At 66.1% G+C, this 12,781-nt stretch carries 12 protein-coding genes; 8 read left to right on the forward strand and 4 right to left on the reverse strand.

Translation table 11 applies throughout. The features are described 5' to 3' along the window. Positions 1-14 precede the first annotated feature (14 nt). The 5 genes from LOY69_RS20600 to LOY69_RS20620 all read left to right on the forward strand — a co-directional run bounded on the left by LOY69_RS20600 (position 15) and on the right by LOY69_RS20620 (position 4,781). On the forward strand, positions 15-944 hold the full coding sequence (locus LOY69_RS20600) for a metal ABC transporter substrate-binding protein (RefSeq protein WP_115580603.1): 930 nt from the start codon (positions 15-17) through the stop codon (positions 942-944). Further along, positions 941-1,684 (forward strand): metal ABC transporter ATP-binding protein, encoded by a 744-nt coding sequence (locus LOY69_RS20605; RefSeq protein WP_110653160.1) that lies wholly within the window; start codon positions 941-943, stop codon positions 1,682-1,684. The genes LOY69_RS20600 and LOY69_RS20605 overlap by 4 nt, the downstream gene beginning before the upstream one ends. Continuing rightward, positions 1,684-2,583 (forward strand): metal ABC transporter permease, encoded by a 900-nt coding sequence (locus LOY69_RS20610; protein WP_011062450.1) that lies wholly within the window; start codon positions 1,684-1,686, stop codon positions 2,581-2,583. Before LOY69_RS20605 ends, LOY69_RS20610 begins: the two co-directional genes overlap by 1 nt. Then, positions 2,584-3,567 (forward strand): metal ABC transporter solute-binding protein, Zn/Mn family, encoded by a 984-nt coding sequence (locus LOY69_RS20615; RefSeq protein WP_265073532.1) that lies wholly within the window; start codon positions 2,584-2,586, stop codon positions 3,565-3,567. It abuts the gene before it with no gap. Positions 3,568-3,953: 386 nt separating this feature from the next. Then, positions 3,954-4,781, forward strand: coding sequence for a class I SAM-dependent methyltransferase (locus LOY69_RS20620; RefSeq protein ID WP_265073533.1), 828 nt, complete (start codon positions 3,954-3,956; stop codon positions 4,779-4,781). 430 nt (positions 4,782-5,211) lie between these two features. Here LOY69_RS20620 and LOY69_RS20625 read toward each other — a convergent pair whose 3' ends face one another. The 4 genes from LOY69_RS20625 to LOY69_RS20640 all read right to left on the reverse strand — a co-directional run bounded on the left by LOY69_RS20625 (position 5,212) and on the right by LOY69_RS20640 (position 9,263). Beyond that, a complete protein-coding gene (locus LOY69_RS20625; protein WP_016965112.1) occupies positions 5,212-5,436 on the reverse strand; it encodes an MbtH family protein in 225 nt (74 codons plus the stop codon). Between the two features lie 82 nt (positions 5,437-5,518). Continuing rightward, positions 5,519-6,931: an aspartate aminotransferase family protein gene (locus tag LOY69_RS20630; RefSeq protein ID WP_110597217.1), complete on the reverse strand. Its 1,413-nt coding sequence runs from the start codon at positions 6,929-6,931 to the stop codon at positions 5,519-5,521. A 328-nt stretch (positions 6,932-7,259) separates the two neighbouring features. Next, complete coding sequence (locus LOY69_RS20635) at positions 7,260-8,585, reverse strand: ATP-binding protein (protein WP_123394232.1); 1,326 nt, start codon at positions 8,583-8,585, stop codon at positions 7,260-7,262. Continuing rightward, positions 8,586-9,263, reverse strand: a complete 678-nt coding sequence (locus LOY69_RS20640) for a response regulator (RefSeq protein WP_102880393.1) — start codon at positions 9,261-9,263, stop codon at positions 8,586-8,588. It lies immediately after the preceding gene. A 154-nt stretch (positions 9,264-9,417) separates the two neighbouring features. Between LOY69_RS20640 and dsbD the strand changes: the two genes are divergently transcribed. From dsbD to dsbG, 3 genes are read left to right on the forward strand one after another with little or no spacing between them, the layout of a single operon-like run. Next, positions 9,418-11,163, forward strand: coding sequence for a protein-disulfide reductase DsbD (gene dsbD / locus LOY69_RS20645; protein WP_110653156.1), 1,746 nt, complete (start codon positions 9,418-9,420; stop codon positions 11,161-11,163). Beyond that, a complete protein-coding gene (locus LOY69_RS20650) occupies positions 11,163-12,026 on the forward strand; it encodes a TlpA family protein disulfide reductase (protein ID WP_265073534.1) in 864 nt (287 codons plus the stop codon). The genes dsbD and LOY69_RS20650 overlap by 1 nt, the downstream gene beginning before the upstream one ends. Continuing rightward, positions 12,002-12,769 carry a thiol:disulfide interchange protein DsbG gene (dsbG, locus tag LOY69_RS20655; RefSeq protein ID WP_110597215.1) on the forward strand — a complete coding sequence of 256 codons (768 nt, stop codon included), beginning with the start codon at positions 12,002-12,004 and terminating at the stop codon, positions 12,767-12,769. The genes LOY69_RS20650 and dsbG overlap by 25 nt, the downstream gene beginning before the upstream one ends. The last annotated feature ends 12 nt before the right edge of the window (positions 12,770-12,781 follow it).

The raw sequence follows: 12,781 nt of genomic DNA on the forward strand, positions 1-12,781 counted from the left end.
GAAGAACGCTAGCCATGCCCATTTCATCGCAACGCCGCCCATTCCTGCGGGTGCTGCTGGTCAGCCTGCTGGCCCTGGTGCTCAGCCCCCTGGTCAGCGCCGACCCGGCCAAGCGCCTGCGCATCGGTATCACCCTGCACCCTTATTACAGCTACGTGGCGAACATTGTCGGCGACAAGGCCGAGGTGGTGCCGCTGATTCCCGCCGGCTTCAACCCCCACGCCTACGAGCCCCGGGCCGAAGACATCAAGCGCATCGGCAGCCTGGACGTGATCGTGCTCAATGGCGTGGGCCACGATGACTTCGCCGACCGCATGATCGCCGCCAGCGAGCGCCCGGACATCCCGGTGATCGAAGCCAACGAGAACGTGCCGCTGCTGGCCGCCACCGGCGTCGCCGCCCGGGGCGCCGGCAAAGTGGTCAACCCGCACACCTTCCTGTCCATCAGCGCCTCCATCGCCCAGGTCAACAACATCGCCCGGGAGCTGGGCAAGATGGACCCGGCCAACGCCAAGACCTACACCCAGAACGCCCGGGCCTACGGCAAGCGCCTGCGGCAGATGCGCGCCGACGCCCTGGCCAAGCTGACCCAGGCGCCCAACGCCGACCTGCGGGTGGCCACGGTACACGCGGCCTACGACTACCTGCTGCGCGAGTTCGGCCTGCAAGTCACCGCGGTGGTGGAACCGGCCCACGGCATCGAGCCCAGCCCCAGCCAGTTGAAGAAGACCATCGACCAACTGCGAGAACTGGACGTCAAGGTGATCTTCTCGGAGATGGACTTCCCCTCCACCTACGTCGAGACCATCCAGCGCGAATCCGGGGTCAAGCTCTACCCGCTGTCGCACATTTCCTACGGCGACTACAGCGCCGAGAAATACGAGAAGGAAATGAAAGGCAACCTCGACACCGTGGTCCGGGCCATCCAGGAGGCCGGGGCATGACCGCCATCGAGACCCTGCTGCGGGGCCCGGCCATCGAGTTCGACCAGGTCAGCCTGACCCTGGGCCGCACCACCATCCTCGACCGCGTGACCTTCCAGGTGCAGCCCGGCAGCGTGCACGCACTGGTGGGGCCCAACGGCGGCGGCAAGAGTTCGCTGATCAAGACCCTGCTGGGGCAGATGCCGCACCAGGGCCAACTGCGCCTGCAATGGCCCGGCGCTCCCGGCACCATCGGCTACGTGCCCCAGGCCCTGGAGTTCGACCGTGGCCTGCCGATGACCGTGGACGATTTCATGGCTGCCATGTGCCAGCGCCGCCCGGCCTTCCTTGGCCTGAGCCGGCATTACGCCCAGGCGATTGGCGAAGCCCTGGAACGGGTCGGCATGCAAGACAAGCGCAAACGGCGCATGGGCGCCCTGTCCGGGGGCGAACGCCAGCGCGTACTGCTGGCCCAGGGCCTGATCCCGGCCCCGCAACTGCTGGTGCTGGACGAACCGATGTCGGCCCTGGACGAAGCCGGGATCCAGGTCTTCGAACGCCTGCTCCACGATTGGCGACAGAGCGGCATCACCCTGCTGTGGATCGAGCACGACCTTGAGGCGGTGGGCCGCCTGGCGGACCGGGTCACCGGCCTCAATCGCCGGGTGCTGTTCGACGGTCCGGCGCAACAGACCCTGACCCCGGAGCGCCTGCTCAGTCTGTTCTCCACCCATCCACGAGCCGCCGGGAGCGCTGCCTGATGACCTATGAAGCATTTCGCCTGATGGTCCAGGGTTGGGCCTCGGCCGGCTACCTGCCCGAAGCCCTGGCCTATGGCTTTGTGGTCAATGCGTTGCTGGCCGGCCTGCTGATCGGACCGGTCCTGGGCGGCCTGGGCACACTTGTCGTAGTCAAGCGCTTCGCCTTCTTCTCCGAAGCCGTGGGCCATGCGGCGCTGACCGGGGTGGCCATCGGTATCCTGCTGGGCGAACCCTACACCGGCCCCTACGGCAGCCTGTTCGGCTATTGCCTGCTGTTCGGCATCCTCCTCAACTACCTGCGCAACCGCACCGGGCTGGCTCCGGACACCCTGATCGGGGTGTTCCTCTCGGTATCTCTGGCCCTGGGCGCCAGCCTGCTGCTGATCCTGGCCGGCAAGATCAACGTGCACATTCTGGAAAACGTGCTGTTCGGCTCGGTGCTCACGGTCAACGGCAACGACCTCTTGGTGCTGTTGATCGTCGGCGCCCTGGTGCTGGGCCTGAGCCTGCCGCTGTACAACCGCATCATGCTGGCCAGCTTCAATCCGCAGCTGGCGGCCGTGCGCGGAGTGGCGGTGAAGACCCTGGACTACCTGTTCGTGATCCTGGTGACCCTGATCACCGTGGCCGCGGTGAAGGTCATCGGCGCGATCCTGGTGGGCGCGCTGCTGGTGATTCCGGCCGCAGCGGCCCGCCTGCTCAGTCAGTCGCTCAAGGGCTTTTTCTGGATCTCGGTGAGCATCGCCACCGTCAGCACCTTGTGCGGCATCTTGCTGCCCATCGTCTTCGACCTGCCGGTGCCTTCCGGCGCGGCCATCATCCTGGTGGCCGGCGTGGCCTTCGCCCTGGCCGCCATCGCCCGCGGCACCGTCCCCAGCCTGAAAGGGAATATCGGATAAATGCACAGCTCACTGCGTCACTTGTCATTGCCTCAACTGAGCCTGGCCCTGATCCTCGGCGGCCTGATCAGCAGCCCGGCCCTGGCCGAGCGCGACCACTTCGAACCGATGCGCGTGGTGGCCAGCCACGGCATGGGCAATACCGCGCTGCACAGCGCCGCCTCGCAGAAACCGCTGACGGTGCTGGCCTCGCTGCCGGTGACCTTCGGCCTCGGCCAGCTGCTGCTGCAAGGCACACACATCAAGCTGGAACGGGCGGCCCCGGCCAATCTTCCCGGCTCGCGGCAGACCGCCTATTTCACCGGGCGCGGCGCTGCGGCCCTGAGCAAGCTGGCGCTGGATGCCGACGCGGTGATCGGCCTGCGCTCGATCTGGCCGGACGACCCGCTGTACCCCAATGCCCGGCGCAGCAATATTCGTATCGTCGAGATCGATGCCGCGCGCCCGGTGGATGGCGCCCTGGCCGGGGTGGCCCTGCAACCGGGCCAGAGCGACGGGCTCAATGCCCAGCCCTGGCTGTCCAGCAACAACCTGGGACGTATGGCCGACGTGCTCGCGGCCGACCTGGTACGCCTGGCCCCCGAAGCCAAGCCACAGATCGAGCGCAACCTGGCGGGAATCAAACAACGCCTGCTCAAACTCAGCGCCGACAGCGAAGCGCGCCTGGCCGAGGCCGACAACCTCAGCGTGCTGAGCCTCTCCGAGCACTTTGGCTATCTGGTCAGTGGCCTGAACCTGGAACTGGTGGGAGTCGACGCCCGCGCCGACAACGAATGGACGCCCGAAGCGCTGCAGAAGCTGCAAGCCCGGCTCAAGGACAACGACGTGGCCCTGGTCCTGCACCACCGCCAGCCGTCCGAGGCACTGAAAGCCGCCATCAGCGCCGGTGGCAGCCAGTTGCTGGTCCTTGAAACTGACGGCGCCGACCCGCTCAGCGAACTGGAAGGCAACCTGCAAAAAGTCACCCAGGCCCTGACCCTGTAGCCGCTGCCGCAGGCTGCGAAGGCCTGGGCGGTACTCCGGCGCAGGGACGCGGCGCTCGACAGACAATCGCCAGGCAAGGTCCTGCGGACCTTTGCGCAGCTTCGCCATGGCTCAGCAGCGGCTACAGCACCCATCTCGATCCGGGCTTTTGTAGCCGCTGCCGCAGGCTGCGAACGGTCTGGGCGACACTCCGGCGCAGGGACGCGGCGCTCGACAGCAATCGCCAGGCAAGGTCCTGCGGACCTTTGCGCAGCTTCGCCATGGCTCAGCAGCGGCTACAGTCGGGGTCAGGGGACCGGGGCCGCTTACATATTTGCTCAAGATCGCGGTCATTTCCCGGTGCTAGTCTGCGCGTCGCAACAATGCCCAGACAGGAAGACCAGGCCATGAGCGAATACCTGACCCTCAACAAGACCAATTGGGACGAACGCGCGCCCTTGCACGCGGCCTCGGCGGATTACGCGGTGCAGCGCTTTGTCGACGACCCGCAGTTTCTCTCCGACGTGGTGCAGTTCGACCGTCCTCTCTTGGGCGACATCCAGGGCCTGCGCGGCGTGCATCTGCAATGCCATATCGGCACCGACACCCTGTCCCTGGCGCGCCTGGGCGCACGGATGAGCGGGTTGGATTTTTCCTCGGCCTCCCTGGCTGAAGCCCGGACCCTGGCCCAACGCTGCAATACGCCTATCGACTACCACGAGTCGGACGTGTTCGCGGCCACCGACGTACTGCCCCGCGGCGAATTCGATCTGGTCTACACCGGCATCGGCGCGCTGTGCTGGCTGCCGAGCATCGAGCGCTGGGCACAGACCGTCGGCGCCCTGCTCAAGCCCGGTGGCCGGCTGTTTATCCGCGAGGGGCATCCAATGCTCTGGGCCCTGGATGAAGAACAGCGCGATTCGCTGCAAGTGGCGTTTCCCTACTTCGAACGCAGCGAGCCGCTGGTCTGGGACGAGGACACCACCTACGTGGAAACCGAGAGCAGCCTCAAGGCCACGGTGACCCACGAGTGGAATCACGGCCTGGGGGAAATCATCAGCGCCTTGCTGGCCCAAGGCCTGGAAATCACCGGACTGGTGGAACACCAGAGCATTCCCTGGGAGGCCCTGCCCGGGCAAATGGTGGTGGATGAACGCGGCGAATGGCGACTCAAGGAAGCGCCATGGCGCCTGCCACTGAGCTACACCCTGCAAGCCGTCAAGCGCATGGCCTGATCGCCCGGCATGAAAAACCGCCAAGCTCAAGACGCCAGCGCCTTTGTAGCCGCTGCCGCAGGCTGCGAACGACTCCGCAGGAGGCGCTGCTCTTGAGATCGCAAAAGGTCCTACGGCCCTTTGCGCAGCTTCGCCGTGGCTCAGCAGCGGCTACACAACAATCTCGATCCGGTTTTTTGTAGCCGCTGCCGCAGGCTGCGAACGGCTCCGCAGGAGGCGCTGCTCTTGAGATCGCAGAAGGTCCTGCGGCCCTTTGCGCAGCTTCGCCGTGGCTCAGCAGCGGCTACACAACAATCCCGATCCGGTTTTTTGTAGCCGCTGCCGCAGGCTGCGAACGGCTGCGCAGGAGGCGCTGCTCTTGAGAACGCTGAAGGGCCTGCGGCCCTTTGCGCAGCCTCGCAGGCTCGGCAGCGGCTACAGGTCTTGCAGATCAGCCGGCCACGGCCTGCTGGTCCATCTTCTGGCGCAGGCTCAGGGGCCGCATGTCGGTCCAGACTTCTTCGATGTAGGCCAGGCACTCTTTCTTGAAGCCGCTCTTGCCCACAGTGCGCCAGCCCTGGGGCACGGCCTTGTAGTCGGGCCAGATCGAGTATTGCTCTTCGTGGTTGACCACTACCTGGAACAGGATGTCCTCACGGTCGAATACTGAAGTCATTGCTTGTCTCCGTCGTTAATAAGGTGTGCCGCGCCCCAGGCGTGGCAGTTGTGTAGAAGGAACGAACCAGGGCCGCGAAAAATTAAAGACTGGCCACCGCGGCGGCCACTGCCTTGCTGAAGATGTCCGCCACCTGATCGATCTGCGCCGCGCTGATGATCAGCGGCGGCAGGAAGCGCACCACGCTGCCATGGCGCCCGCCCAGTTCGAGGATCAGGCCGCGCTTGAGGCATTCACGCTGCACCAGCGGCGCCAGGCGCAAATGTTGCGGCGGATGGCCCTGGGCATCCCGGGCGCCGGCAGGGTCCACCAGCTCGACGCCAAGCATCAGGCCACGGCCACGGACATCCCCCAGTTGCGGGAAGTCCCGCTGCAGGATCAGCAGGTGCTCGCGCAAGCGCTCGCCCATCGCCGCCGCGTGCTCGGGCAGCCGGTGCTGCTTGAGGTAGCGCATCACCGCGGAACCGGTGGCCATGGCCATCTGATTGCCACGGAAGGTCCCGGCGTGTGCCCCCGGCTGCCAGGTGTCGAGCCAGTCGCGATAGACCATCACCGCCAGCGGCAGGCTGCCGCCGATGGCCTTGGACATCACCACCACATCGGGAATGATCCCGGCGTGCTCGAAGGCGAACATCTTGCCGGTGCGACCGAAGCCGCTCTGGATTTCATCGACGATCAGCGCCACCCCGGCCTGCTCGGTGATGCGCCGCAACCCTCGCAGCCAGTCCAGGTCCGCCGGAATCACCCCGCCCTCGCCCTGCACCGCCTCGACGATGACCGCCGCTGGCAGGGCCACGCCCGCTTCAGGATCGCTCAGCAGGTTTTCCAGGTAATGCAGGTTGACCTTGACCCCCTCGGCGCCCCCCAGCCCGAACGGGCAGCGGTAGTCATAGGGAAAGGGCAGGAACTGCACACCATTGTTCAAGAGTCCCGCCAACGCACGCTTGGGCCCCAGGCTGCCCATCAGGCTCAGCGCGCCCTGGCTCATGCCGTGGTAACCGCCCTGGAACGACAGCACGGTGCTGCGTCCGGTGGCGGTGCGCACCAGCTTCAGCGCGGCTTCCACGGCATCAGTGCCGGTGGGGCCGCAGAACTGGATCTTGGCTTCGGCGGCCAGGGCCTCGGGCAACAGGCCGAACAGGTCCTGGACGAACTGGTCCTTGACCGGGGTGGTCAGGTCCAGGGTCAACAGCGGCAGTTCATCGGCCAGCACCTGCTGGATCGCGGCGATCACCACCGGGTGGTTGTGGCCCAGGGCCAGGGTCCCGGCCCCGGCCAGGCAATCGATGAAACGCCGGCCTTCGACATCCTCGACATGAATGCCACTGGCCCGTTTCAGGGCCAGGGGAATGCGCCGCGGATAGCTGCGGGCATTGGATTCCTGACGGCTCTGACGGGCCAGCAGGGGCGACTCCTCGAACTGGTAAAGCGCCTCGGCCGGGGCGGGAGCAAGGCCCACCGGCTGATCGTCCATAAGGCTGGTAACGGCTGACATGTCTCGAACCCTCGCGCTGCAATTTGAGCAAAACGACCACCGGCCGGATGCGCAGCCCAAGCGCGGGTGCGCACTGACAGGTTTTCCTGTTCTAAAAACGCATCAGCGCGGTCGGGATTTACACCCCAGGACGAGGAAATTGCACATACCGCCCCGTAGGAGCCAACTTGCTGGCGAAGGCGATCTCAGGGGCCTCTTCTCTGGCAAGCCAGCTTCTGCGGCGGGCAGGGGGGAACGTACAAGGCACTGTAGGAGCCAGCTTGCTGGCGAAGGCGGCCTCAAGGGCCTCTTCGCTGGCAAGCCAGCGCCTACAGGGGACGGTGATGGGTCAGGCGCGGTGGGCAGGCAGGGTCAGCTCGACCCGCAGGCCATCAGGAAGACTGTCGAAGTGCAGCTCGCAAGCGCAACGCTGGACAATGGCCTGGACAATCGCCAGGCCCAGACCGCACCCGGTGCTCTGGCTGTTGCGCCAGAAACGCTGGGTCAGGTGTTGCAGGTCTTCCTGGGCAATCCCCGGGCCATGGTCACGCACCTGGAAACGCAGGCGACCGGCCACCAGCTCCAGGTTCAACTCCACCGGGCAGTCTTGCGGGGTGTGGCGCAGGGCGTTGTCCAACAGGTTGCGCAAGGCGGCAATTGCCAAGGTCGAGGGCATGACCACCGGGGCCTCGGCGGTGTGCTCTCCCAGGTGCACCTTGACCCGCTGCCGGGCGCCCACGGCGGCATCCTGGATTGCCAGGCGAACCACTTGCTCGGCATTGCAGTGCACGCCGTCATCGAACGACAGGCTGCCCTCGACCCGAGCCAGCAACAGCAGTTGTTCCAGGGTCCGGTGCAGGCGGTCGGCGCCCTCCTCCGCCCGGGCCAGGGATTGATCCCGGGCCGCGCCGTCGGTCATGCGCGCCACCTGCAGGTGGGTCTTGATCGCAGTCAGCGGGCTGCGCAATTCATGGGCGGCGTCGCCAGTCAGACGGCGTTCGCGCTCGATGGTCTTGGCGATGCGCTGGAACAGCTGGTTCTGGGTGTCCACCAGCGGCCGCAATTCGCTGGGCATGGGCCGGATCTGCAACGGCTCCAGGGAGTCAGCGCTGCGGCGCATCAACGCGTCGCGAATCCGGTTCAGCGGCGCCAGGCTCTGGCCGATGCCCAACCACAACAGCCACAGACAGCCCAGCAAGGCCACCCCCACCGGCACCGAAGCGGCCAGCAGCACCGACATGTTCAGCGCCTCGCGTTCCACCTGGCGGTCAGCGGTGGTGATGCGCAGATCACCGCGCACCAGGGTGAAGGTGCGCCAGGGCGCGCCGTCGATCATCTGGTCATGAAAGCCCAGCTTCTCGGCTTCCAGGGTGTGCTCCGGGGTGCTGTGGCTGCGGGCCAGGACCTGCCCGCGCAGGGAACTGACCTGACAGGCCATGCCCCCGGGAATGGTCAAGGCCGCGCTGGCAATCGGATGGGCATGTGTATCGGAAGGCAGCGCCGGCATCTGTTCCAGTAGACCGGCCACCATGCGCGCCGAAGCCACCAGCCGCTGATCCAGGGAAAACATCATCTGATTACGCAGATCGCTGAGCATCCAGGCCGCGGCCAGGGTCCAGATCAGAATGAAGGCGGCGCCCAGGGTCACGCTCAGGCGCAGGCGCAGGCTCCTCACTTACGACTGCTCCTGGCCATCGGCCGGCCCCAGGCGATAACCCAGGCCGCGCACCGTCTCGACGATGCCGTTGCCCAGTTTGCGCCGCAGGTGGTGGATGTGCACGTTGAGGGCGTTGCTTTCCAGTTCATCGTTGAACCCGTAGACGCTGTCCTTGAGCTGTTCGCTGGACAGCACCCGGCCGCGGTTGTGCAGCAGGGCCTGAAGCAGCGCCTGCTCGCGCCGGGACAGATCCACCGGCTCGCCGCCCAGGCGGGTTTCCCGGGTGCTGGGGTCGTAGGTCAGGCGTCCGTGCTCGATCAGGTTGACGCTGCGCCCCGCTACCCGGCGCAACAGGGTATGCAGACGCGCCGCCAACTCCCGCAGGTCGAACGGCTTGAGCAGGTAATCGTCGGCCCCGGCCTGCAGGCCGTCGACCCGATCGGTCACCGAATCGCGGGCGGTGAGGATCAGCACCGGAATCTCCAGGCCCTGCTGGCGCTGTTGCTTGAGCAACTTCAAACCATCTTCATCCGGCAGGCCCAAGTCCAGTACCATCACGTCGAAATCGGCCACGCCGAGCATGGCCCGCGCCGCCGAGGCGGAGGCCACATGCTCGACCGTCAGGCCCTGGGCCGTGAGGCCGGCGACTATTCCGCTGGCAATCAGCTCATCATCTTCACAGACAAGTACGTGCATGGTCGGTCCTGTAACAAAGGCGTTGATTAGACAGGCGGCGGATTAAGCGGACATTATGCCCGCCACCGCCGTGCAACAACCCAAGTATGGTTAATCATCGGTTAATCAGGACCCGCCATTGTGCATCCCACTTGCACCGGTTTAAGGCTTGACCATGCGTCGATTGCTCATTTTGCTGTTTATGCTGTTCACCACCCTGGCAGAAGCCAGCAACAATCCGTTCGAGGTCAAGCCCGACTTCCTGCCGGTGGACAAGGCCTTCACCTTCACCTCCGAGCGCCTGCCTTCCGGAGAAACCCAGCTGTTCTGGCAGATTGCCGACGGCTACTACCTGTACCAGAAACGCCTGAAGTTCGATGGCCTGGCCCAGGAGCATCAGCCGACGCTGCCGGACGGCGAACACCACAGCGACGAATTCTTCGGCGAGCAGACCGTGTATCGCCAGGGCCTGGAAGTGAAGCTGCCGCCCGCCGCCAGCGGCAAGGTCAAGCTGGGCTGGCAGGGCTGCGCCGACGCCGGCCTGTGCTACCCGCCGCAAACCCTGGAACTCGACCTGGGTGGTGCGCCCGCCGCCAGCAGCCCGGTCGCCGCCGGCCCTGGCACGGCCCAGGACCAACTGCTGGCCAACGACCTGCAACAAAAATCCTGGGGCCTGGGCCTGCTGGCCTTCTTCGGTTTCGGCCTGCTGCTGGCCTTCGCCCCTTGCTCACTGCCGATGCTGCCGATCCTCGCGGGGATCGTTGTCGGCAGCGGCGCCAGCCCGCGCCGAGGCTTGGCCCTGGCCTCCAGCTACGTGCTGTGCATGGCCCTGGTGTATGCCGGCATGGGGGTGATCGCCGCCCTGCTGGGCAGCAACCTGCAGGCCTGGTTGCAACAGCCCTGGGTGCTGGGCAGCTTTGCCGCGTTGTTCGTGCTGCTGGCGCTGCCGATGTTCGGCTTCTTTGAATTGCAAATGCCCGCGTTTCTGCGCGACCGCCTGGAAGGCGCCAGCCGCCAGCGCCAGGGCGGCAGCCTGATCGGCTGTGGCGCTCTCGGCGCCCTGTCGGCGCTGTTGGTAGGTCCGTGCATGACCGCGCCCCTGGCCGGTGGCCTGCTGTACATCGCCCAGACCGGCAACGCCCTGTTTGGCGGCCTGGCGCTGTTCGCCCTGGGCCTGGGCATTGGCCTGCCGCTGCTATTGCTGGTGACCGTGGGCAACCGCTTCCTGCCCAAGCCGGGGCCGTGGATGAACCTGCTCAAGGGCGTGTTCGGCTTCCTGTTCCTGGGCACCGCTATCTATATGTTGCGCCCGGTGCTCGACACCAGCCTGTGGATCGGTCTGTGGGGCGCCCTGGCCCTGGTACTGGCCTATTGCGCCTGGCAGCAACGCGCCATCGCCGGGCGCCTGCTGCACCTGTTTGGCGCCGCAGCCGTGTTGTTTGGCCTGTGGGGCAGCGTGCTGCTGGTGGGCGCCGCTGGTGGCAGCGATGACCTGTGGCGACCGCTGAAGGTCTACAGCGGTGGCAGCGTGGCCAGCAGCGCCACGGCCCACGATGCCTTCACCACCGTCAAGTCGCCTGCGGAACTGCAACGTGCCCTGGACAGCGCCCAGGCCCAGGGCCAATGGGTGCTGCTGGACTACTACGCCGACTGGTGCGTGTCCTGCAAGATCATGGAGAAAACCGTGTTCGGCCAGCCCCAAGTCCTCGACGCCCTGAAGGACGTGCGCCTGCTGCGCCTGGACGTCACCCATGACAACGCCGACGGCCGCGAACTGCTCAGCCGCTACAAAGTGCCCGGCCCACCCAGCTTCCTGTGGATCGGCCCGGACGGCAGCGAACGCCGCAGCCAGCGCATCACCGGTGAAGTCGATGCCACGGCCTTCCTGCAACGCTGGACTCAGACCCGGGAAGCCCGTTGATGCTGACCTTTACCATCGGCACCTTCGCCATCGCCCTCAACCACCTGCTGCTGATCAGTGCCCTGGCCCTGGCCACCCTGGTGGGCTGGCGGGTGGCCAAGCGCGGCGGCGACAATCCGGAATCGGTGCTGTTCATGCTGTTCCTGCTGGGCATGCTCGCGGCGCGGATCTGCTTTGTCATCGCTTACTGGAAGCACTACCAGCACAACCTGTGGCTGATCATCGACCTGCGCGACGGCGGCTTCCTGGCCTGGCCGGGGGTCATCATCATGCTTCTGGCAGCCCTGGCCTGGGGCTGGAAACGCCCACCGCTGCGCCGCCCGCTGGGCGCCGGTATCGCCAGCGGCCTGGCCTTCTGGCTGCTGGCCAGCCTGTCCCTGGCGCTCTACGACCAGGGCACCCGCCTGCCGGAAATGCCCCTGCGCAATGCCACCGGCGACACCGTGCAGCTCACCGACTACCAGGGTGGGCCACTGGTGATCAACCTCTGGGCCACCTGGTGCCCGCCGTGCCGGCGAGAAATGCCGGTCCTGGAGCGCGCCCAGCAGCAACGTCCGGACCTGACCTTCCTGTTCGTCAACCAGGGTGAAAGCATGCAAAGCGTGGCCACCTTCCTCGCCACCCAGGAACTGAACCTGAACAACGTGCTGTTCGACAGCGGCGGCCGCCTGGGCCAGGCCGTGGGCTCCATGGCCCTGCCCACTACACTGTTCTACAGCGCCGACGGCCGTCTGCTGAGCAGTCACCTGGGTGAACTCTCGGAAGCCAGCCTGGCCCGTGCCCTGGAAAACTTCGACGACGCCCATCCGACCCCGGTCGCCCCTGCAAGGAAACTGCCATGCCCTTCATCCGCCACCTGCTGAGCCTGTCCTTGGGCGCAGCCCTGCTCAGCGCGCCGCTGCTGCACGCCGAAGAACTGCCCGCACCGATCCGCAAGATCGAAGAAAAAGGCGCCAAGATCCTCGGCAGCTTCGATGCCCCGGATGGCCTCAAGGGCTACGCCGCGCAGTACCAGAACCGAGGCATGGCCCTGTACCTGACCCCGGACGGCAAGCACGTGCTGCTGGGCAACCTGTACGACGCCGACGGCAAGGACCTCAGCGCCGAGCCGCTGCAGAAACTGGTCTACGCACCGATGGCCAAGGAAGTCTGGAACAACCTGGACAAGAGCAACTGGATCGCCGACGGCAAGGCCGATGCGCCGCGCATCGTCTACCTGTTCAGCGACCCCAACTGCCCCTACTGCAACATGTTCTGGCAACAGGCGCGGCCCTGGGTGAACGCCGGCAAGGTGCAACTGCGGCACATCATGGTGGGCATCATCCGCGAAGACAGCCCGGGCAAATCCGCCGCCCTGCTGGCCGCCAAGGACCCGCAACAGGCCCTGCAGGACCACGAGAAAGCCGGCAAGGCCAGCGCCCTGAAACCCCTGGCGAGCATTCCAGCGGCGGTGCAGGCCAAGCTCGACGCCAACATGAAACTGATGGAAGAGCTGGAGCTGTCGGCGACCCCGGCGATCTTCTACCTCGACGACAAGGGCGAACTGCAACAACAGCAAGGCGCCCCTGCCCCGGGCAAGCTGACGCAGATTCTCGGCCCGAAATAACCCCCCTGCGTG

This window comes from Pseudomonas sp. B21-059 (assembly GCF_026016285.1).
GTDB classification, from domain to species: domain Bacteria; phylum Pseudomonadota; class Gammaproteobacteria; order Pseudomonadales; family Pseudomonadaceae; genus Aquipseudomonas; species Aquipseudomonas danubii.